26 protein-coding genes and 1 other annotated feature are annotated in these 20167 nt (G+C 43.3%); of the genes, 2 read left to right on the top strand and 24 right to left on the bottom strand.

The features are described 5' to 3' along the window. Window positions 1-20: 20 nt before the first annotated feature. Window positions 21-1124 carry a cysteine desulfurase family protein gene (locus ACZYRN_RS01055; RefSeq protein ID WP_488909650.1) on the top strand — a complete coding sequence of 368 codons (1104 nt, stop codon included), beginning with the start codon at window positions 21-23 and terminating at the stop codon, window positions 1122-1124. Between the two features lie 21 nt (window positions 1125-1145). Next, a complete protein-coding gene (locus ACZYRN_RS01050; RefSeq protein ID WP_488909649.1) occupies window positions 1146-1679 on the top strand; it encodes a transcription repressor NadR in 534 nt (177 codons plus the stop codon). 216 nt (window positions 1680-1895) lie between these two features. On the opposite strand, the gene pheA is transcribed toward ACZYRN_RS01050, so the two are convergent. From pheA to ACZYRN_RS00930, 24 genes are all read right to left on the bottom strand, one after another. After that, a complete protein-coding gene (gene pheA, locus ACZYRN_RS01045; RefSeq protein ID WP_488909648.1) occupies window positions 1896-2765 on the bottom strand; it encodes a prephenate dehydratase in 870 nt (289 codons plus the stop codon). Window positions 2766-2796: 31 nt separating this feature from the next. Then, a complete protein-coding gene (locus ACZYRN_RS01040; RefSeq protein ID WP_488909647.1) occupies window positions 2797-3258 on the bottom strand; it encodes an ACT domain-containing protein in 462 nt (153 codons plus the stop codon). A gap of 28 nt (window positions 3259-3286) precedes the next feature. Then, window positions 3287-4576, bottom strand: coding sequence for a GTPase ObgE (obgE, locus tag ACZYRN_RS01035; RefSeq protein ID WP_488909646.1), 1290 nt, complete (start codon window positions 4574-4576; stop codon window positions 3287-3289). Between the two features lie 15 nt (window positions 4577-4591). Beyond that, window positions 4592-5128, bottom strand: a complete 537-nt coding sequence (locus tag ACZYRN_RS01030; protein WP_488909645.1) for a Spo0B C-terminal domain-containing protein — start codon at window positions 5126-5128, stop codon at window positions 4592-4594. A 163-nt stretch (window positions 5129-5291) separates the two neighbouring features. Continuing rightward, window positions 5292-5576, bottom strand: a complete 285-nt coding sequence (gene rpmA / locus ACZYRN_RS01025) for a 50S ribosomal protein L27 (RefSeq protein ID WP_018394054.1) — start codon at window positions 5574-5576, stop codon at window positions 5292-5294. A gap of 13 nt (window positions 5577-5589) precedes the next feature. Then, window positions 5590-5922 carry a ribosomal-processing cysteine protease Prp gene (locus tag ACZYRN_RS01020; RefSeq protein ID WP_488909644.1) on the bottom strand — a complete coding sequence of 111 codons (333 nt, stop codon included), beginning with the start codon at window positions 5920-5922 and terminating at the stop codon, window positions 5590-5592. 12 nt (window positions 5923-5934) lie between these two features. Next, entirely contained in the window at window positions 5935-6243 is a 309-nt protein-coding gene (gene rplU / locus ACZYRN_RS01015; RefSeq protein ID WP_488909643.1) for a 50S ribosomal protein L21, read from the bottom strand. Between the two features lie 12 nt (window positions 6244-6255). Next, window positions 6256-6329, bottom strand: a sequence feature (ribosomal protein L21 leader region). Between the two features lie 47 nt (window positions 6330-6376). After that, on the bottom strand, window positions 6377-7192 hold the full coding sequence (locus tag ACZYRN_RS01010) for a M50 family metallopeptidase (protein WP_488909642.1): 816 nt from the start codon (window positions 7190-7192) through the stop codon (window positions 6377-6379). Further along, window positions 7185-7634 carry a hypothetical protein gene (locus ACZYRN_RS01005; protein WP_488909641.1) on the bottom strand — a complete coding sequence of 150 codons (450 nt, stop codon included), beginning with the start codon at window positions 7632-7634 and terminating at the stop codon, window positions 7185-7187. The genes ACZYRN_RS01010 and ACZYRN_RS01005 overlap by 8 nt, the downstream gene beginning before the upstream one ends. Window positions 7635-7719: 85 nt before the next feature. After that, a complete protein-coding gene (minD, locus tag ACZYRN_RS01000; RefSeq protein ID WP_488909640.1) occupies window positions 7720-8526 on the bottom strand; it encodes a septum site-determining protein MinD in 807 nt (268 codons plus the stop codon). Window position 8527: 1 nt separating this feature from the next. Continuing rightward, window positions 8528-9205, bottom strand: coding sequence for a septum site-determining protein MinC (gene minC / locus ACZYRN_RS00995; protein ID WP_488909639.1), 678 nt, complete (start codon window positions 9203-9205; stop codon window positions 8528-8530). Between the two features lie 67 nt (window positions 9206-9272). After that, a complete protein-coding gene (mreD, locus tag ACZYRN_RS00990) occupies window positions 9273-9785 on the bottom strand; it encodes a rod shape-determining protein MreD (protein ID WP_488909638.1) in 513 nt (170 codons plus the stop codon). Further along, window positions 9782-10675 carry a rod shape-determining protein MreC gene (mreC, locus tag ACZYRN_RS00985; RefSeq protein ID WP_488909637.1) on the bottom strand — a complete coding sequence of 298 codons (894 nt, stop codon included), beginning with the start codon at window positions 10673-10675 and terminating at the stop codon, window positions 9782-9784. Before mreC ends, mreD begins: the two co-directional genes overlap by 4 nt. Window positions 10676-10778: 103 nt before the next feature. Beyond that, window positions 10779-11789, bottom strand: a complete 1011-nt coding sequence (locus tag ACZYRN_RS00980) for a rod shape-determining protein (RefSeq protein ID WP_488909636.1) — start codon at window positions 11787-11789, stop codon at window positions 10779-10781. A gap of 134 nt (window positions 11790-11923) precedes the next feature. After that, window positions 11924-12631 carry a RadC family protein gene (gene radC, locus ACZYRN_RS00975; RefSeq protein WP_488909635.1) on the bottom strand — a complete coding sequence of 236 codons (708 nt, stop codon included), beginning with the start codon at window positions 12629-12631 and terminating at the stop codon, window positions 11924-11926. 21 nt (window positions 12632-12652) lie between these two features. Beyond that, the gene (locus ACZYRN_RS00970) at window positions 12653-13234 is read right to left on the bottom strand and encodes a Maf family protein (protein ID WP_488909634.1); all 582 of its coding nucleotides are present in this window, start codon (window positions 13232-13234) and stop codon (window positions 12653-12655) included. A 168-nt stretch (window positions 13235-13402) separates the two neighbouring features. After that, a complete protein-coding gene (locus ACZYRN_RS00965; protein WP_488909633.1) occupies window positions 13403-13984 on the bottom strand; it encodes an SPOR domain-containing protein in 582 nt (193 codons plus the stop codon). 185 nt (window positions 13985-14169) lie between these two features. After that, on the bottom strand, window positions 14170-14973 hold the full coding sequence (locus ACZYRN_RS00960) for a hypothetical protein (RefSeq protein WP_488909632.1): 804 nt from the start codon (window positions 14971-14973) through the stop codon (window positions 14170-14172). Beyond that, window positions 14974-15585 (bottom strand): hypothetical protein, encoded by a 612-nt coding sequence (locus tag ACZYRN_RS00955; RefSeq protein ID WP_488909631.1) that lies wholly within the window; start codon window positions 15583-15585, stop codon window positions 14974-14976. Window positions 15586-15591: 6 nt separating this feature from the next. Beyond that, complete coding sequence (gene pilM, locus ACZYRN_RS00950; protein ID WP_488909630.1) at window positions 15592-16548, bottom strand: type IV pilus biogenesis protein PilM; 957 nt, start codon at window positions 16546-16548, stop codon at window positions 15592-15594. A 13-nt stretch (window positions 16549-16561) separates the two neighbouring features. Continuing rightward, on the bottom strand, window positions 16562-17308 hold the full coding sequence (locus ACZYRN_RS00945; RefSeq protein WP_488909629.1) for a prepilin peptidase: 747 nt from the start codon (window positions 17306-17308) through the stop codon (window positions 16562-16564). Beyond that, on the bottom strand, window positions 17309-17782 hold the full coding sequence (locus tag ACZYRN_RS00940; protein WP_488909628.1) for a type II secretion system protein: 474 nt from the start codon (window positions 17780-17782) through the stop codon (window positions 17309-17311). 129 nt (window positions 17783-17911) lie between these two features. Next, window positions 17912-19120 carry a type II secretion system F family protein gene (locus ACZYRN_RS00935; RefSeq protein WP_488909627.1) on the bottom strand — a complete coding sequence of 403 codons (1209 nt, stop codon included), beginning with the start codon at window positions 19118-19120 and terminating at the stop codon, window positions 17912-17914. Next, complete coding sequence (locus ACZYRN_RS00930) at window positions 19113-20162, bottom strand: type IV pilus twitching motility protein PilT (RefSeq protein WP_488909626.1); 1050 nt, start codon at window positions 20160-20162, stop codon at window positions 19113-19115. Before ACZYRN_RS00930 ends, ACZYRN_RS00935 begins: the two co-directional genes overlap by 8 nt. Window positions 20163-20167: the final 5 nt, after the last annotated feature.

The following is a 20167-nucleotide window of genomic DNA, read 5'->3' as shown; positions in this document are numbered from 1 at the left end:
AATAGAGAGAAGTGTAAATAATGTATTTCGACTACGCGGCTACTTCACCAATGCGAAAAGAAGCCATTGATGTTTATATAGAAGCGGCAATGCATTTTCCTGGAAACACATCCAGTCCTCATGATGAAGGGACGAAAGCTCATTTATTGTTGCAGCGATGCCGTGAACAAATAGCCAAAATAGCAGGTGTACCGGCAGATGGGATCTACTTTACGGGAAGCGGTACAGAAGGAAACATACTGGCTATTTTATCAATGGCTAAAAATCGAAAAGGACGGCATGTCATCACATCAATGGCAGAGCATACTTCTGTTCATTCTGCCATGACGTTGCTTGAAGCTGAAGGATTCGAAGTAACAAAATTGCCGATGAATGAAAAAGGTGTTATTTCCGCAGAAGATGTTTTTGCGGCTATTCGTCCTGATACAGTACTCATTTCCATTCAACACATTAATCCTGAAATCGGCACCATTCAGCCTGTTAAACAAATTGCCAGGCTGGCAAAAAAACACGGGGTTTTATTTCATACGGATTGTGTACAATCTTTCGGGAAAATAGATGTAACCGGAATTGAAGCCGATGCAATGACATTTTCAGCTCATAAAATTGGCGGCCCTAAAGGATGCGGTGCCATTTATTTGTCACCGCATTGTTTAATCACACCGGTCTTTCCTGGACTAACACATGAAAAAGGAGTAAGAGGCGGTACAGTAGATACCCCTGCGATCGCTGCCTTTGCCGAAGCTTCCCAATTTTCGATTGACCTGAAACATCTCGCTCATTTAAGAAACTTGTTAAAAAAAGAACTGAATGGTACGGTTTGTAAATGGATTGAAGCTGATAAAGCAGAACAGTTTCCTGGTGTAATTGGGATGTGTATTCCTGGCATGGAAGGTCAGCTCGTTATGCTCGCATTAAATGCAAAAAACATATATATTTCGACTGGAAGCGCGTGTGATACATCTGCTGCTGCAGGGACGAAAGCAGCCATTGCAATGGGCCTGTCAATCAATGAAGCACGGCAGTTTTTCCGTATTTCACTTGGCCCCGGAACGACAGAAGAAGAAGTACTGGCACTCGCCCGTTCACTCGCTCATGTTGCCGCAGATGCAGCTATGATATGATATGGATGGGGGGGATAACGGATGTTAGATAAAAAGAAACTCGCTGGTGAAGAGCGGCGTTCGTTGCTCTTAGACTGGCTTCAACATGAAAAAAAACCTTTGACGGGCAGTGAGCTCGCTAAAAAAGCTAACGTAAGCCGTCAAGTAATCGTTGGCGATATCACATTATTAAAAGCACGCGGTGTCCCTATTATGGCAACGAGCCAAGGATATGTGTATTTGACAAATCAGGAAGAAACCGGGCATGAAAGAACTGTCGCCTGTGTTCATCCACCGGACAGAACAGAGGAAGAACTGCTGCTGCTTGTCGATCTTGGCGTTCTTGTAAAAGATGTAAAAATTGAACATCCTGTTTACGGAGATTTAACAGCTTCCATTATGGTCTCAAATCGAAAAGAAGTTACCCGCTTTTTAGAAAAAATTAATGAAACGAATGCCGCTTATTTGTCTGAATTAACGAGCGGCATTCACTTACACACCATTTCTGCGAAAGATGAAGCGACACTTAATGAAGCAGAGCAGGTCTTACAAAACGCGGGGCTTTTACTGGAATAATTAAAAAGCAAAATAAGACTGCCCTTTTCAGGGCAGTCTTATTTTGCTTTTTCGGCTCTGTTAGGGAAGTCAGTTGATTTTTGGTTCATTTTGAGAAAGCCCGGTTTCTCCTTTGTTTCACGAGGCTAGAGTAACCTTTCAGTCTATTTAAAAGGCGTCCAGAAACTATGATTTTGGATGATTTGAACCAGAAATGTGAGATCCAAAATATATGGCTTATAGTTTACTTGCCGTTTTCCCTACTTCATATCCATAGTAGCTGCCAAGTACTTGCACTTTGCAGCCGAGCGCTTCCATTTCAGCAAATGCGCCTGGAACGAGTACATCATCAATTCGCTGTGCAACATCAATAATAAAAAAATAGTTACCGAGCCCTGTTTTAAGCGGGCGCGATTCGATTTTTTCTAAGTTCAAGTTACGCCAGGCAAACGTCGCCAGTACTTGATGAAGAGATCCCGGCCGGTCTGTTGGCAGCGTCACAACAATCGTCGTTTTCCCCCCTGTTTGCGGCAAAGGGAATGTTAATTCTTCATGTGTTTTTGACAGCACGAGAAAACGTGTATGGTTAAAATGATAATCGTGAATATCCGTCTGTACGATAACAAGGCCGTACTCTTCTGCCGACATTGAATTCGCAATAGCGGCAATACGCTGTTCTGGATGTTCGCTTACGTATTTTGCGGCAGCTGCTGTTGATGTCGTTTGCTCTGTTGGAATTCCAGACAATTCACGGGTCAAAAATTTATGGCACTGCGCAATCGCATGCGGATGCGACAGGACACGCTCTGATTTTTTCCACTCTTTTACATGATCAGGATGTACGAGTAAGTGCTGCTGGATCGGCGCTGTCAACTCCCCCACAATCGTCAAATCTGCCTCATGAAAAAGATGATCGATCGTCATATTAACAGTGCCTTCAAGTGCATTTTCAATGGGTACAACAGCTAAATCCGCTTTTCCTTCTAACACAAAATCCATACATTCTGGAATCGTTACACATGGAATCCGTTCATCATCCGGAAATGCATCCGACACAGCGATATTCGTAAACGTCGCTGCGGGTCCTAAAAAAGCAATCTTCCTCAAATCATTCACTCCTAATCTCTGTTAAAACACGTCAAGCACCCGAACCGAGCACTTCCACTGTATCGACAAACTCAAGCTTTTTTAAACGGGCTAACAGTTCATCAAGACCTACTTTCATACCAGTCACATTTAAAGAAATCGTCACGTTTGCGCGCCCCTGCAGTGGAATAGTCTGATGTATCGTCAAAATGTTTCCACCGCAGCTAGCTACAACCGCCAGCAGTTCAGACAGGGTACCGGACCGATCTTCCAGATAAAAAAACAGCGTAATAATCCGCTCTTTAACAATTGTATGAAAAGGAAACACCGTATCTCGGTATTTATAAAAAGCGCTCCGGCTTAAGTCCACTTTCTGAACAGCATCCCATACTGAATCCGCTTTTTTTCGCTCAATCAGCTCTTTTGCATCGAGCGTTTTTTTCATTGCTTCTGGAAGTACATCTTCACGCACAAGATAAAATTTTTCATTTTGCTCTTTCTTTCCCAAGTCCATCCCCCATTTTCCAAACCGCTGTCAGCTGTTAGTCAATAAATTCAAACTCATAGTCCATAAGACGCACGATCTCACCATGTTTTGCCCCTCGTTCGCGTAAGGCATCATCCACTCCCATTGAACGAAGCTGCCTTGCAAAGCGGCGGATCGATTCTTCGCGCGAAAAATCGGTCATTTTAAACAGCTTTTCAATCTTGCTGCCCGTCAATTCGAATGCCCCATCTACACCACGAGAAATAATAAATTCCGCTTCCTGCTTTTCATGGCGGTATACAACACGGTTTACAGACAAATCTTCTTCTTCGTGATCAAGCGGGAATTCCGGTGTTTCATCCACTTTATCAGCAATAGCAAATAATAGATCCCGCAAACCGCTTTGTGTTAACGCTGAAATCGGAAAAATAACAGCTTCTGGATCAACTTTTGTCTTGAATGCCGCTAAATTTTCCTCCGCATCCGGCATGTCCATTTTATTAGCCACAATAATTTCTGGACGCTCCGTCAAACGGAGATTATATTCTTTTAATTCATTATTAATTGTGAGGTAATCTTCATATGGATCACGGCCTTCCATACTAGACATATCCAGTACATGAACGATGACACGCGTCCGTTCAATATGGCGTAAAAACTGGTGTCCAAGGCCTGTTCCTTCATGCGCTCCTTCAATCAATCCAGGTAAATCAGCGAGAACAAAGCTACGGCCATCTTCCGTCTCTACCATGCCAAGATTTGGTACGAGCGTTGTAAAATGATACGCTGCAATTTTCGGTTTCGCTGCTGTCACAACTGATAAAAGTGTTGATTTACCGACGCTTGGAAAGCCAACAAGACCGGCATCTGCCAGCAATTTTAATTCTAGCGTGATGTTGCGTTCAATACCGGGCTCACCATTCTCTGAAATTTCTGGAGCCGGATTTGCCGGTGTTGCAAAGCGGCTGTTCCCGCGTCCACCGCGTCCACCACGAGCGATCACTGCCTGCTGTCCATGTTCAACTAAATCTGCAATAACTTCACCTGTTTCATCATCTGTTACGACCGTTCCGGGTGGGACTTTAACGATCATATCTTTTGAATTTTTGCCATGCATTCCTTTACTCATGCCATGTTCGCCTCGTGGCGCTTTAAAATGACGCTGATAACGGAAATCCATCAGTGTGCGTAAACCTTCTTCCACTTCAAATACAACATTTGCTCCGTTTCCGCCGTCCCCCCCAGCGGGCCCTCCATTTGGCACATATTTTTCACGTCGGAATGCAACCATGCCATTCCCGCCATCGCCGCCTTTTACATATACCTTAACTTGATCTACAAACATATTGTTTTTTTCCTCCTAAAAGTTCACTTCTATTAGTATATCCTGATCATCTGATTTCATGATTTCGCCGTACACTGCCCCAGACTGAAATAACTGCATAATCTGTTCGATTAAATAAAATCGGTCGACAAGCTCACCAGTCCATTCAATCCTTACAGCTAGACGTCCTTCTTTTTCAAAAAACTCAGCATATACATGCTGACCGCTATATTGTGAAATATGCCGGTCTAACAATGAAAAGACAGATTGAAAAAAACGGGTTACAAGTTGATCATCCACTTTTTCTATAACGAGTTCATCATTTATGTCAAATTCAAGCAAAAATTTATGTTTCTCCCAGTTAAACGTAATAAACATTTCTGCCATCCCGGGCATGCCAAGATTGCACAGTTTCGATTCCTGTACAGCTTTGACAATAATATGATCCGCTGCCCGGACTGCATCATCTAATTTATTTAAAGCTAAAAAACCTTTAATTAGCTGTATATCATTCATCCAGTCATGCCGCGCATGACGAAGTCCTTCTATAAGAGTCCATTCTTTTTCTTTCATGTACGCGTCTGCACCTCCCGTGTCCGTTCCAAAACAACACATTCCTTTCTGTTAGTATAGCAGAAAAATTTACAGTTTGAACGGGAAAGATCGATTACAATGCATAAAAAATAGAGGTGTTCCGAAAGTATGACTTTCAGAACACCTCCATTTGACCGTCTGCTTATTGAGCAGCTGGATAAACACTTACTTTTTTCCGATCGCGTCCAACGCGCTCGAAACGAACGATACCGTCTGTTTTTGCAAACAATGTATCATCTCCGCCGCGTCCTACGTTTTCACCCGGGTGAATTTTCGTACCGCGTTGACGATAAAGGATGGATCCGCCTGTTACGAATTGACCGTCTGCACGCTTAGCGCCAAGACGCTTCGACTGAGAGTCACGTCCGTTTCGAGTAGAACCTACCCCTTTTTTGGATGCGAAAAATTGAAGATTTAGTTTCAACATGTGTTTTCACCTCCTATTGGAAGTTTATTTGAATATACTGTCCGTACTCGCGTTCAATCGTCTGCAATGAGACAATCATACCTTCTAAAAGAAGCTGCACCTGTTCTCTAACTTCAACCGGCAAACCTTCCGGAATAACGCATGAGAGCAGTCCGCCATCTTCGCCTTGATCGATATCAGGCGTTACGTTTGTCAGTGCTATGACTGCATTTAATGAACCAAATGAAACAGCCGACGCACCAGCGCAGACAAGGTCTTCACCTTTTTTAGCGTAACCAGCATGTCCTTCCATTGTGAACGATGAAATAAAGCCGGACGGATCTTTTTTGATATTTACATAAATCATCGGATCATCGCCTTATGCGTTGATTTTTTCAATGACTACTTTTGTGTAAGGCTGACGGTGTCCTTGCTTTCTGCGGTAATTTTTCTTCGCTTTGAATTTAAAAACGATGATTTTTTTCGCGCGTCCATGCTTTTCAACCTTCGCCGTTACAGTTGCGCCTTCTACGATCGGGCTTCCAACTTTTACGTCGTCGCCGCCAACGAAAAGAACTTTATCAAAAGTGACAGAGTCACCATCTGCTGTGTTCAATTTTTCGATGTAGATTTCTTGGCCTTCTTCAACTTTGATCTGCTTGCCGCCTGTTTCAATAATTGCGTACATTCCTGCACCTCCCTAGTTACTCAGACTCGCCACGTGACAGGTGATCTTTCGATTCTTGAACCTGCTGTGTGCGGTTGTAGCACAGGTGCTACAAACAATAACATATGAATTTTATCACTTTCAAAATTCTATGTCAATCGTTATTTTTCATGATCTCATCGACCATTTTCTTTCCTTTAAAATAATTTCTCAATAAATAAGATTCTGCAAGGGTCTCTTTTCGGTCGACGATAAAAAGATGTGTTCTATTTCGCCGAAAGAGGCGAACCATTTCCATTAATGACTGGTGACTCGCTGTCTGAATTCGGATTAATCGCAGCGGCACAGGTTCATAAAAACGCGCCGTTAAAAATCGGATGAACATATACTCTTTTTCCTTCCACATAACAAGAAGCTGCACGGTAACATAAGAAACGGTGAAAATTATTTGTACATAAAATGGAAGAAAATAGACGGCCGCACCAAACAGACAAACAAGCATAAAAAAAGAAGAATGAATGGCTAGCCTGTACGCAGCGTAATAAGGCCGGACAGCAGATAATAAAAGCAGCGCCATTTTTCCGCCGTCAAGCGGCAGCACTGGCAATAAATTGAAGAAAAGAATAAGAAGATTCAATTGAAAAAACAGTTCATAGACCGCCGGCTCCATTACACCTGCTTTCAAAAGTAACATAGCTATACCGATCATCGGAATATGCATCAATGGACCAGCCAAGACGACAAACCATTCTTCTGTAAGCGGCCGACCGGCATGTTCATTCGTTTCCAGCTTTCCTCCAAACGGAAGCAATTCAATTTTAACAATGCGCCAGCCGCAATATTTTGCTGCCGCCGCATGACCCAGTTCATGTATAAAAACAATGAGCAATAAACAAAGAGCTTCTGCAAACATTCCAATCGCAGCAGCAACCGCAGCTAACAGCCATGTAAGCGGATGAACACTAATCAATTTCTTTAGGCTCCATTATTTTTTCTGATATTACTTGTCCGTTTTTGCGCACGATAACATGAACCGACTCCATAGCCGCTTCCCCGATTAATTCTCCTTTATTGATTTTTTCAAATAGGCGAAAATCCTGTACAAACAATCCCTTCACTTCTGTTTCACTGTTATCTTTATGCTGCAGGACAATAAAATGATCTTTTCGATTAATTCGTACGACCATGCCTTCTTTATCTGCTTTTAGCCCGTGTGAAACATTAACAGCCATAATGGCTCGATCCGTTCCCTTCTCTAAAGAGGGCAGCAGCATACCGAGATGCTGTTCATACATAGAAGCATTACGGGCGAATGTGAAATCATCCGTAAATAGCCAAATGACAGCCGCGTGATCTCGGTTTGCGTATACGAATAAAAATAGAAGCAATGAACCGGCTATTTTTTTCTTCACTTTGACGCCTCCTGCCTTTTCTTAAGTGTATGCAAAAAGAGGAGATAATACGAAAAAAAACCGCTTTATTGAGCGGTTTCCCCTATTATCGGCTTATGCCAATAAATCGTTTAAATTTCGTGAAAATAGTTTCTTGCTGCTGATCTGGCTGCTGAAGCGGCACAGACTCTCCTAAAATACGACGTGCAATATTGCGGTATGCTATGGAAGCTTGATTGTTCGGATTATGCGCCACTGGCTCTCCATTATGAGAGGATTTAATCACTTCATCGTCATCTGCCACTATACCGATCAATTCAATTGACAAATGTGATGCTACCTCGTCGACATCAAGCATATCGCCCTCTCTTACCATATGGCTGCGAATCCGATTAACGACGAGTTTCGGCGGTGCCATACCTTCTTCTTTTTCGAGAAGACCGATGACACGATCTGCATCGCGTACAGCGGACTTTTCAGGCGTCGTTACAACGATCGCACGATCTGCACCAGCGACGGCGTTTTTATAGCCTTGTTCAATACCCGCTGGACAGTCAATTAGTATGTAATCGTAATCTTGCTTTAATTCTTTTATTAATTTTTTCATTTGCTCCGGTGTTACGGCTGACTTGTCCGTTGTCTGAGCGGCCGGAAGCAAGTAAAGAAGATCGTTAAAACGCTTATCTTTGACAAGCGCCTGATGTGTTTTGCAGCGTCCTTCGACAACATCGACAAGATCATATATAATTCGATTTTCAAGCCCCATAACCACATCAAGATTCCGAAGACCAATATCTGTATCTATGAGACACACTTTCTTTTCTTGCAGCGCGAGCGCTGTTCCTAGATTGGCTGTCGTTGTCGTTTTTCCGACACCACCTTTTCCAGAAGTAATGACGATTGCTTCACCCACTTCAAAAGCCCCCTTTAAACGTCGATATATCAGGCCGCAAATACTTTAACACCTGCAGCCGGTCAATGACAAGTTGATCCGCTTCATTAATAAAAGCGCATTCAGATTCTGTTATTTCTTCTTCGTCATAACGGTCAGGAGATCTTGTCAAATGATTACTGATGCGTAGCTGTGTTGGCATCATTTTTGCCGCTGCGATAACAGCTCTATCGTTTCCATAGCATCCAGCATGCGCGACACCTTTTAATGCGCCTACCACATAAATACTGCCCCCGGCCATGATTGTACCGCCTGGGTTTACATCCCCGACTAATAATAAATTACCTGGTACTTCAAGAACTTGTCCCGAACGAATCCGGCCCGCATAAGAGACAATTTCTTCTTCTTCTTTCCAGCGCATCGCTTCCTCAACTGTGATTACATTTGATTTAATATCCTCAACGATGAGGTGCTGACGCTTTCGAATCACACTTTTTAATGTTTCTTTGTCTTCTTCCGTCACATAACGATTACCAGTCTGCACCGTTACAGTAATAAGAGTATCCCGCCCTTCATTCGTAACGGTGTCAAGTTTTTCTACTAATTCTTCTATTAATTCATTATACGCACATTTATCATTTAATTGCAGAGTCAGGCCGTCTTTCGTGCCTTTAATGACCACATTTTGTCCCATTTTCATAGCTAGTTTCCACCTCTGTACGTCTCATTATTCGACAACATGATGCCAAGTTCCTTTTTTTAAGGTGTTAGCCGAATATGTTTTTTAATTTTTGAAAGGCATTTCGGAGCGGAATGGCGAACAGAATATAATAGAGTGTGTTTAATGCGAGTGTTGGGTAGAGCCGCACAGAAACAAATTGTTCAAATGACATATCTGTCCGCTGAACAAGCAAATTCAATCCATACACAATCATTTCAAACAATGCAATGTCGAATATAATAATAATAAAAAAAGTGAAAAGTGTACTTTGCAGCCATTTCGTTAGTTTTGACGTAATATAGACAATTAACGGCAAGAAAAACAAATAGGAACCGAGCAGCTCTGTATAAAATAGATCGAATAAAAAGCCAAATAAAAAGCCGTATTTAATCGCCGTATTCCGATCAAAGAAGATCGACATAAATAAAAGACTGATAATAAAGAAATGCGGTGCCGGTACGTATGCTCCATCAAATGCATTTTCCGGGAAAAAGAGCATAAATACGCTATCACTATAAAAAAGGGCAATCATCAAAAGAGGAAGAAGTCCTTTTTTCACAGCTCTTCCTCCTCAATTAATACTTGTTGACGGTTCTCTTCTTCCGGAAGCACTTGCGGCATAGCACGTTTAGACACCATTACATGCTCAAGATCGTAAAAACTTGCGGCAGGCTCTACAAGTGCTGTCTGCGTTAAACCAAATTCATCGGGGACAAGTTCCATTACTTTTCCGATGACAAGTCCTTTCGGGAACACACCGCCAAGACCTGACGTTGTCACAGACTGTCCTTTTTCCACCTTCGCATCAGATGGAATTTTTGTCATTTTAAGCATTCTTTTTTCTTCGTCATATCCTTCAATCAATCCGTAATTCGATTTATCCGATTGAACCAAAGCAGAAACACGGTTTTGCGCGTCATTTGCTGACAGCAGCTGCACGGTTGATGTGAATTTAGACGTACTTTTTACTTTTCCAACAAGCCCACTTGCTGTCATAACAGCCATATCCGGCTGAATGCCATTGGATTCACCTTGATCGATTGTAATTAGATCATACCAACGGTCCGGATTGCGGGCAATAACGGTTGCCTGCACCGGCTCGTAATCTGCTAAACTCTCTTCTTTTTCAAGTAACTTCCGCAATTCCTTGTTGTCTTTTTCTAACCTGGTAACATCACTTTCCAACTGAGCTAACTTATCTAAATGAGTTCGCAGTTTTTCATTTTCTTCGTATGTATTCCGCAAACGCCCGACATTGCCAAAAAACTCTTCTACTGCACCAGCTGGTTTTGATATAATGTTCTGTCCAAAGCCGGTCACATCTTTTACAAACTTTTCAGACCATGTAATATTCCCGCGATCACGAATGGAAAAGCCAATCAATGCCACAAGAATAATAATGCTGCCCAGCAAAATGATCAATCGCTTGTTTGTTAAAAATTGCGGCATGAATTCCACCTCAGTTTTCTAAGCATTCAAAACGGTGAGGCAGGTTCCGCGCACCAGAAAAAACCGGTTAGAACGCGCGGAGAACCAGCCTCATCGTCATAAATTATTTGTTTTTAAATAAATGGATATGATCGAGCGCAAGACCTGTCCCGATAGCTACACAGTCAAGCGGATTTTCCGCGATAATTACCGGCATGTTCGTTTCTTTACTGATTACTTTATCCAAATTGCGAAGAAGGGCGCCGCCGCCTGTTAATACAATACCCCGGTCCATAATATCTGCTGCCAGTTCAGGCGGTGTTTTTTCAAGCGTACTTTTTACCGTATCGACAATCGCATATACAGTATCTTTCAATGCATCGGCAATCTCTTTCGCTGTAATTTCAATTGTTTTCGGCAATCCTGTCAATAAGTCACGGCCTCGAATTTCTAAATTCGGAATATCATCTGTATCACCAGCCGAGCCGATTTCCATCTTAATCATTTCTGATGTACGATCACCGATTAACAGATTGTATTGCTTGCGGATATAGGCAACAATCGCATCATCCATCTCATCACCGGCAATGCGAAGTGATTCACTTGTAACAATGCCGCCAAGTGAAATAATCGCCACTTCGGTTGTCCCGCCGCCAATGTCAACCACCATACTGCCTGTCGGTTCCCATACAGGTAAATTCGCACCGATTGCTGCAGCAAATGGTTCTTCAATCGGATACGCATCACGGGCACCGGCTTGACGTGTCGCATCGATCACTGCACGGCGTTCAACCGCTGTAATCCCTGAGGGTACGCACACCATCACATACGGCTTGCTTGAAAGAAAACTTGAGGTGCCTTTTGTTGCCTGTTTAATATAGTACTTAATCATCGTAGCAGTCGTTTCGTAATCTGCAATTACACCGTCTTTCATCGGACGCGTGGCAATAATATTTCCTGGTGTTCTTCCAATCATATTTCGCGCGTCGTTCCCGACGGCGACAATTTGCTTCGTATCTGTCTGCAATGCGACAACGGACGGTTCACGAACAAGGACTCCTTTTCCTTTCGCATAAACAAGTGTATTTGCAGTCCCTAGGTCAATGCCTAAATCACGGCTCCCAATTCCAAACATGTAATGTATCTCCCTTTCTTCAGCGGATCCTTTTTATCGTAATTGTTTCACTATTGATGGTCGTTAAATTGTGTGAAAAGCGTCTCAAAAACCATAACTTATATTATAGCGGAACGAAAAAAAAAAGCATAGCGTTATAAATAACCTTTTTCTTTCAAACTGACATATTTTTTCTCTCCTATAATGAGATGGTCAAGCACATCAATCCCTAAAATTTTGCCGCATTCAACAAGACGCTTCGTAACTTCGATATCCTCCCGGCTCGGTGCTGGGTCACCGGATGGATGATTATGCAAACAGACGATTGATGCAGCGGAACGTCTAAATGCTTCCTTGAACACTTCGCGCGGATGCACGATACTGGCATTTAAGCTGCCAATAAACAATGTTTGTTTATGCATGACTTGGTTTTTCGTATTTAAGTATAGACAGACGAAATGTTCTTGACTAAGAAAACGCATTTCCTCCATCATATAATTCGCGGCATCTTCGGGAGAACGAATCATAAACCGGTTTTCATATTTTAATCGCCCGATTCGGCGGCCGATTTCAACAGCAGCCATTAATTGAATCGCTTTCGCACTGCCGATTCCATGGATAGCCGTTATTTCTTCAAGAGAAGCATCTTTTAACAGGCGCAGCCCTTCAAATTCATTTAATATGCGGTTGGATAACTGCAGGACTGACTCTTCTTTCGTTCCTGTCCTGAGTAGAATGGCTAGGAGTTCATGGGTGGATAGACTTCGCGGTCCGTTTGCGATCAGCCGCTCGCGCGGCCGGTCATGGGGTGGTACGTCTCTAATCATGATGGGCTTCACTGGCAACTGTTGATCATTTGTCATTCGTTCGTTCTCCTTTTTCATTTAAGAAGAAAAGGTGCCTGTTACGATTCCAAGACGTTTTAGATGGCGATACAAAGAGGATAACGGGAGGCCGACAACGGTAAAATAATCGCCTTGAATCGCTTTAACGAACAGCGCACCAGCTGATTGAATGCCGTAGCCACCCGCTTTATCAAACGGTTCGCCCGTCTGGATGTAGCCAGCTATTTCTTCCTCCGATAGTTTCCAAAATTCAACATCCGTTTTTTCATGAAAAATGATTTTTTCATTTTGCGTCATGATGGCAACGCCTGTATAAACAGAATGTATCGTACCAGACAGGCTGGCGATCATTGCATAGGCTTCCGCTTCGTCTGCTGGTTTGCCAAGAATATGCCCATTATGAACAACAACTGTATCCGCACCGATCACAGCCGCATCCGGATAGAGCATAAAAACAGCTTCCGCTTTGCGAAGAGCAAGCTGCTCAACCGCATCCGACGGCGCAGTTCCTTCTAAAATCGTTTCATCTGCATTAGCAGCATGGACAGTATATGGAATGAGAACCTGAGAAAGTAATTCTTTCCTGCGGGGTGATGATGAAGCAAGAACGATGTTAGTCAAAGTGGATCACCTTTCTGTTGAAGAATTGGGAGAATACGCACTCATCATACCAAATAACTATATGTAAATCCAACATTAAACGATCATCTGCTCATTAGGCTGCATTACGTTTTCTAAGATAAGAATGCTTCTCTCATCAAACAATAAAAACCTGCCGAAAAAGGCAGGCTATCGAGACATTGCTTCTTTTAATTGATCTAGTTTTTTTTGCGGATCGGTTTCTCCTTTCATCCTTGTTTCAGCCGCTTCTGTCATCGAAGCGGTCACGTCTTTCACATAAACAGCCGTCCCTTTTTCTTCTAGTAGCCTAGCAGCACTTTTTGCTTCATCCGGTGATGAAAACACACCGTAAAGGACCATATATTGCCCTGCCGATGAAACATAGTCTGCGGTAATTTTTTTTACTTTTGCCTTTTCAACACTTTTTTTAGCTGCTTCCTCCGTTGAATAAAGACCTCCTTGAATGACCGAAACCGTTACATCCACTTGTTTCGTTCCCTGTACAGGCGCCTCTTGCACAGGCATCTCGCTTACAGAAGCGGCTGGCGGTTTTGCCTCTTCCACATTCACAGCGCGAATCATCGTCACACCAAACAGTGTCCCGGTAATAAGCGCAGATAAGACGATTGCCGCTCCAGCAGCCGGCCGAATGATGGATTTCTTTTTTTTCGGGACAGCGGGCCCTTCTTCCCCTGGCAATTGCCAGACGAGAACATCACTATTTGGCCGTGTCCAGTCCAGCTCGTCCATCTTCATTCCTCCCCTATTTATCCTTCCGTAAGATCCCGCTTTAAGACATTGAAAAGAAGACTTCGTTTAAGGTATATGAAGTTTCACTTTATTATATATACGATTTTTCGCTATAAAAAGAACAGAACGGCAGGCGTTCTGTTCTTTTTATTCTTACACATTCCCTATTTCATTCACACTTGCTTTCACTCTTCAATCGTGACGAACGGGTCTTTTTTATGAGCGGGGTCCGGTGTATCGATTTCCGGAGAATCTTGGAGCAAGTCCAGCAATTCCGGCATGTAATACGCCGCAACGGTTATGTTGTACGTAATCGGTTCTTCTTCCCCTGTTAATTTTTGCGCTTCTTCCGGCCCCGTAAATTCAAGCTGCTCCACTTTTAACATACGCATTTGGTTTTCAAGCGTGTGAATGAACATGTCCATCTCTGCATAGCCCGGTGATTCAACGGTCATTTGCGCACGAATTTTACGGATTCCTGCCGGAAGTACTTCTTCAGGAAGCGGCTGTTCAGCAGGGGCTATCTCTTCTTCTGATGCATCTGTCACGTTTTCACCTGTTGATTCTTCCGCTTGATCGGTTTCATCCGCATTTTCCGGGTCAGCCGCTGTCTCTCCGTTTTCTACTTGAGCAATATCTTCTTCCGGCGTGGCAGGGAGTGTTTCTTCTTCCCCTTCTGTAAACACAATCGTTGTAATCAAGCTTTTTGACAGCAATTCTGCTTTTTCAAAATCAAGTATGAGTCTATCACTCATCGGTTTGACTGGTACTTTCTGCTGCAGCGAGCCTGTCGCAACAGATGGACCGCTCACTGCCGTCCGTTCGGCCTGCTGCTCAAGTGCAGCAATTAATTCTTCTTCTGACTGCAGCTGCTCATTCATCGTCTTCATATTTAGGACGATCGGTCGATACATAGCAAAATACATATAAGCAAAAAGGGCAATGACAACAAGCGAAAGGAGAATAACATAAAAGCGCGTTCTGCTCATTTATCGATTCGCCTCCTGCAAGAGTGCTTCATTGACCACTTTCGTATTAAACACGATTTCATATTCCACTGCATAACGAGGCAATGCATTCCCTGCATCCAAAATCGCTTGCGCCTCTTCTTCGCTTTCTTCAACAGACGTATTCAATGTTAAAATCTTCGCCGAATCGACCCATTTGGATGATTTCAGCTCACTTAAATAATAGGCTGCTTCCCGGCTCGTATCAAATTGAATCGTGACGATCAGCGACTCCTCACTCGTATAAGAAAGAGCTTGGAAAAAGCCGCGTTCGGGCAGCCGCTCAACTAAATGCGTGATGATTGGCGAGACAGGCACTTTCATACGGTCTGCCCATATGATCGCTTCATTTAGCCTTTCAGCGCTGCTCACGGTTGCCCCGCTGTTATTCACTACATTCATTTCAAGCGTTTCCCGCAGTTGGACAGCGTTGGACAGCTGCTGCTCTACATTGTCGAGCTCTTTATTTTTCATATAAAAGACAATAAATGCGCTGGCTGACGCCGTTAGAAGCAGCACGATGAAAAGGAGAATTACGAACAATGGCACTCTTCTTTTCTCTTTTTGAGGCAGTAAATTAATTTCAATTAACATTGTCCATTACCCCTCTTTCAATCCAAGTCCAGCTGCTTCGTAAAAAGAAGGAGAGAGTACAAGTCCCTCTTTCGTTACCGCTTCAATCGCATCATTGCCATACACACGAAGTCCAAGTCTCGTCTCTAAATGACGATGAACGAAATCAGACTGCGGATGATCGCCATTAAAAAAGACTTTCTCAATACGAATTTGGCCTTTATGAAGCGAATTTTCATAAAAGTTAATGACTTTTTCGAGTTCATTCAGTACATCTGTCAATTCGCCTGATTCTTCTCTTTCGATTCCTAACACTTCTACCCTGTCTTCATTTTTTTCGATAAACACCGGTTTCATAAACTTCGGCCGATTTCCATGAAAGATCGACAGCATCATGACGTTTTCCGTTAAATGAATCATCAGCTCGTGCGCCTTTGAATTTGTCGTATCTTCTTGGTGATAAAGACGGTACAAACTGAGCGGACCGATATCCGCCGCAACAGGCTTTAATTTCGCTTCTTCCATTACATTCATATAGTCACGCACTTTTTCTTCCGGTGCCGCAATTAATAACACGTCTTTTTTTCCGTCATGTTCTCCAATCACCGCCACGTCAAATACCGGCTCTTCAAACGGCAAATGAATGGTCGACCCGATTTGCATGAAAATGTAATTTTTCATTTCATCCTCTTGCAAATCAGCATCGATTTTTTCTTCTCGCATCGCGACGAATTGATCTGGTACGATAAATCGGGCCGTACGGTGTTTTATTTTCCATTCATCCACACAGTTTTCCAATACCTTCAGCAACGCATCGAAATCGATAATCTCGCCTCTTCGAATAAGTCCGTCCGGAATGAATCGCTCCCCGCACCGTTCAATAATGAGCGGATACATCTGCTTAATTTCCACGTAACGAATCGCATAATCAGTAAACACAAGATTAATCGTTTTATCTTTTTTTGAAAATAATCGAAACGCCATTTACATTTCTCCTTCATGAAAAAAACTGGAGATACCAGTAGATTAGCCCATCGCCATGAAAATAGACGGTGATCGCTGCCATCGCAATATATGGCCCAAACGGCATCGGTTTCCCTCTTTTCACTATACCAAAAATCAGAAGGACAAGCCCAATGACAGCGCCAAATAGACACGATAAAAAAAAAGTCAAAAGCATCCATTTCGTCCCCATTATAAACCCGAGAACACCGAATAATTTAATATCGCCGCCGCCCATTCCGCCTTTTGAGACGATGGCGATCAACAATAAAAGAGAAAAGCCTGCCAGAGCACCGAGGAGCGAATCCCACCACGGTGTAAGAGGGTAAATCAGTCGAATGACAAGGAACAAACTGAAAAAGAACAGTATGATTTTATCTGGAATCCGCATATAAGCAAGATCGGAGACGACGATGATGATCAGCATCGAAATGAAGAGAAGAGCGAGTAGAAAGTCGATCGTTAACCCGAAATAAAGATACGCATACAAAAATAACAGCGCCGTCAGCAGCTCTGTTAAAGGATAATTGGGGGATATACGTGACCCGCATTTGCGGCACTGCCCCTTAAGGAATATGTAGGAAACAACCGGGATAAGATCTAATGCAGTCAACTGATGACCGCACAGCGAACAAGCGCTGCGCGGTTTCACAATCGACTTCCCGATCGGAACCCGGAGACCAACGACGTTATAAAATGAGCCGAAGACGAGGCCGTAGAGGAAGATTAATAGATAGATCATTTATTTAATTACTACATCTGCTCTGTCAAGATCAGTCTGCGTTTGTGTTGCAATCTTTCTTTCATTACCAATTAGTGTAACTGTATAAGTATATGTGGCAGCTTTTGCTGTGACTCCAGTAGCTGCTGCTGTAGCAGGTACTTTTGTGATAACAACTAAAGAATTCGCTTTATCATAATTAAGCGCACCAGTATCTGGATCTTCCATTTCATCAATGAGGCCTTGATCAATCAGTTGTTGTAAAGTTACATTGCCAGTACCAACAGTTGGATTGCTTGCAACATACGTTTTGGCTGCACTAATCATTTGCTGCGCATTCGCGACATGCGCATCTTTTTTCGAGTTATCAATAAGTCCACCAATAGACGGGATGGCAATGGCTGCAATAATTCCGAGAATGACGACGACGGCGAGCAATTCAATTAACGTTAAGCCTTTTTCATTTTTCATGTTTCGTTTCATCGCTGCAAACATGTTTTTTCCTCCTGAACCTCTATTATTTTGTTCATTTCTACCAACCTATGAATATCTTGCTGTCTCTTTTCATCTTACTCCGGTTATCGTCTATTATCAATGAAAGTTTAGTGATTTTATCACATTTTTTTATGCTTGTACGTTATTAAAAATTTCAAACATAGGCACAAGGATAGATGTGACGATCGTACCGACAATGGCGGCGAGCAGAACGATCATAAGCGGTTCAATTAATGATTTCAGCCGGTCGGTCGTTGCCTCCACTTCCCGTTCGTAAAAGTCCGCTACTTTTGACAGCATGGAATCGAGTGAGCCTGTTTCTTCACCGATTGAAATCATATGATGAACGAGCGGCGGAAAAGCCCAATGTTTTTTCATCGGCCCGGTTAACGATTCTCCCCGTTCGAGCGCATTGCGGGATTCTTTGATCACACGCTCGATCACTTCATTTTCGACGACTTCGCCGACAATTTCCATCGCCCGGATAATCGGTACTGAATTTGAAAATAACGAACTGAGTGTTCGTGTCATTCGGGCCAATACGGCTTTCTGCATAAGATTTCCGATAATCGGCATTTTTAACATCGCATAATCGTAATAATATTTTGTTTCTTTCCGCTGCTGAACACTCCAAAAGAAAAAGCCGATCAGTGCAATCAAACCGATCATCATATACCAATAGGCTTGCATCCATTCACTCGATGAAATAACGAACTGCGTAATCGCCGGCAGTTCGCCGCCAAAATCAGCAAACATCCCGACAAATGTCGGGACAACCGACACGAGCAAAAAGATGACGACCACAAGGGCAATAACGCCGACAGCAGCAGGATAAGCAAGTGCCGAGACGACTTTCTGACGTGTTCGGTGCTGGCGCTCGTAATATTCTGCCATGTCATGAAACGTTTCGTCGAGATTCCCTGTCGCTTCGCCGGCCCTGAGCATGTTAATAAACAGCGGTTCGAATATTTTTCGCTGGTGGGCAGCAGCATCTGAAAGCGGCCTGCCTTCGCGTATTTCGATTTCCATCTGATTAAGTGTTTTTTTCAGCGCTTTGCTTTCTGTTTGCTGTGACAAAATGGCTGTCGCATCAATGACCGTTATCCCCGCTGCTAACAGTGCCGAAAACTGGCGAAGGAAAATGACCATATGTTCAAGTTTCACTTGTCTTCCGATCATAATATCGCGATTTAAAAACGTTTCCGCCTGCTGCTGAATGTCAGTTACGCGAATCCCGTTTTGCTGTAGTTTAGCCAGTGCTTCTTTTTTCGTTTCGGCTGTAATCGTCCCTTTCCTTAGTCCTCTCCGGTCCCGTCCTTTGTAATGAAATTTAGCCATTCTCTTTTTCTCTTTCTCTTAAATAAGGGAGAGCAGCATCATGGGAAAGTGCCTCCTGCTCAACTAAATCTTGCACATGGTCAGCCATCAGCTGCATACCGGATGCTTTTGACGTCTGCATAATATTTACAATTTGATGCACTTTTTCCGAACGGATTAAGTTGGAAACGGCCGGGTTATTTAGAAGCACTTCAACAGCCGCCCGCCTGCCTCGCAGATCAGGCGTTGGGAAAAGACGTTGTGAGACGATTGCAGCTAATACCGTAGCCAGCTGCGTCCGAATTTGCGGCTGCTGTTCAGCTGGAAACACATCAATAATCCGCTCAATCGTTGCCGGTGCGCTCGATGTATGCAGCGTCGCCAATACAAGATGGCCTGTTTCAGCCGCTGTGATCGCTGTTTGAATCGTTTCTAAATCGCGCATTTCCCCGACAAGAATAATATCCGGGTCTTGCCGCAGCGATGCACGCAGCCCATTAGCGAAACTTTTCGTATCGTATCCGACTTCTCGTTGATCAATAATGCTTTTCCCATGCTTATGCAAATACTCAATCGGATCTTCCAGTGTAATAATGTGCTTTCTCGTTTCTTTATTGACATAATCAATCATGCTTGCAAGAGTCGTTGATTTGCCGCTCCCGGTCGGACCAGTGACGAGGACAAGCCCATTCGGCCGACTGACGACTTTTTTCAATACAGGCGGCATAGACAAATCTTCAAGTGAAGGAATCTTCGTTGGAATCACCCGAATTGCAATCGATACACAATTTCGCTGATGAAACGCGTTTACCCGAAAGCGCGACACTTTCGGTATCCCAAATGAAAGATCAATTTCTCCTTGCTCTTGAAACGACGCCCACAATGATTCCGATATAATCGATTTAGCCATCTGTTCTGTGTCCTCTGGTGTCAGCACTTCTTTCCCATATCGTTTCAAATCACCATGAATACGGAAAACCGGTGCTGTTCCGACAGTCAAATGAATGTCCGATGCCTGCAATTCGTATGCTGAACGTAATAAAAATTCGAGTTTTTCTTTCATTCCGT

This window comes from Domibacillus sp. F004 (assembly GCF_057814295.1).
The sequence above is the reverse complement of the archived record's forward strand: the minus strand, read 5'-3'. Positions and strand labels throughout refer to the sequence as shown.

Bases quoted from the DNA above. Each gene is read 5' to 3' on its own strand.
- rpmA (WP_018394054.1), bottom strand. From the start codon at position 5,576: ATGTTGAAACTAAATCTTCAATTTTTCGCATCCAAAAAAGGGGTAGGT.
- ACZYRN_RS00960 (WP_488909632.1), bottom strand. From the start codon at position 14,973: ATGAGCAGAACGCGCTTTTATGTTATTCTCCTTTCGCTTGTTGTCATT.
- ACZYRN_RS00965 (WP_488909633.1), bottom strand. From the start codon at position 13,984: ATGGACGAGCTGGACTGGACACGGCCAAATAGTGATGTTCTCGTCTGG.
- ACZYRN_RS00930 (WP_488909626.1), bottom strand. From the start codon at position 20,162: ATGAAAGAAAAACTCGAATTTTTATTACGTTCAGCATACGAATTGCAG.
- ACZYRN_RS00980 (WP_488909636.1), bottom strand. From the start codon at position 11,789: ATGTTTGGAATTGGGAGCCGTGATTTAGGCATTGACCTAGGGACTGCA.
- ACZYRN_RS01020 (WP_488909644.1), bottom strand. From the start codon at position 5,922: ATGATTTATGTAAATATCAAAAAAGATCCGTCCGGCTTTATTTCATCG.
- ACZYRN_RS01040 (WP_488909647.1), bottom strand. From the start codon at position 3,258: ATGGACTTGGGAAAGAAAGAGCAAAATGAAAAATTTTATCTTGTGCGT.
- obgE (WP_488909646.1), bottom strand. From the start codon at position 4,576: ATGTTTGTAGATCAAGTTAAGGTATATGTAAAAGGCGGCGATGGCGGG.
- minC (WP_488909639.1), bottom strand. From the start codon at position 9,205: ATGAAAATGGGACAAAATGTGGTCATTAAAGGCACGAAAGACGGCCTG.
- pilM (WP_488909630.1), bottom strand. From the start codon at position 16,548: ATGGCGTTTCGATTATTTTCAAAAAAAGATAAAACGATTAATCTTGTG.
- mreC (WP_488909637.1), bottom strand. From the start codon at position 10,675: ATGCCGCAATTTTTAACAAACAAGCGATTGATCATTTTGCTGGGCAGC.
- ACZYRN_RS00935 (WP_488909627.1), bottom strand. From the start codon at position 19,120: ATGGCTAAATTTCATTACAAAGGACGGGACCGGAGAGGACTAAGGAAA.
- ACZYRN_RS00945 (WP_488909629.1), bottom strand. From the start codon at position 17,308: ATGATCTATCTATTAATCTTCCTCTACGGCCTCGTCTTCGGCTCATTT.
- ACZYRN_RS00940 (WP_488909628.1), bottom strand. From the start codon at position 17,782: ATGTTTGCAGCGATGAAACGAAACATGAAAAATGAAAAAGGCTTAACG.
- radC (WP_488909635.1), bottom strand. From the start codon at position 12,631: ATGACAAATGATCAACAGTTGCCAGTGAAGCCCATCATGATTAGAGAC.
- ACZYRN_RS01050 (WP_488909649.1), top strand. From the start codon at position 1,146: ATGTTAGATAAAAAGAAACTCGCTGGTGAAGAGCGGCGTTCGTTGCTC.
- ACZYRN_RS00955 (WP_488909631.1), bottom strand. From the start codon at position 15,585: ATGTTAATTGAAATTAATTTACTGCCTCAAAAAGAGAAAAGAAGAGTG.
- ACZYRN_RS01030 (WP_488909645.1), bottom strand. From the start codon at position 5,128: ATGAAAGAAAAAGAATGGACTCTTATAGAAGGACTTCGTCATGCGCGG.
- ACZYRN_RS01055 (WP_488909650.1), top strand. From the start codon at position 21: ATGTATTTCGACTACGCGGCTACTTCACCAATGCGAAAAGAAGCCATT.
- rplU (WP_488909643.1), bottom strand. From the start codon at position 6,243: ATGTACGCAATTATTGAAACAGGCGGCAAGCAGATCAAAGTTGAAGAA.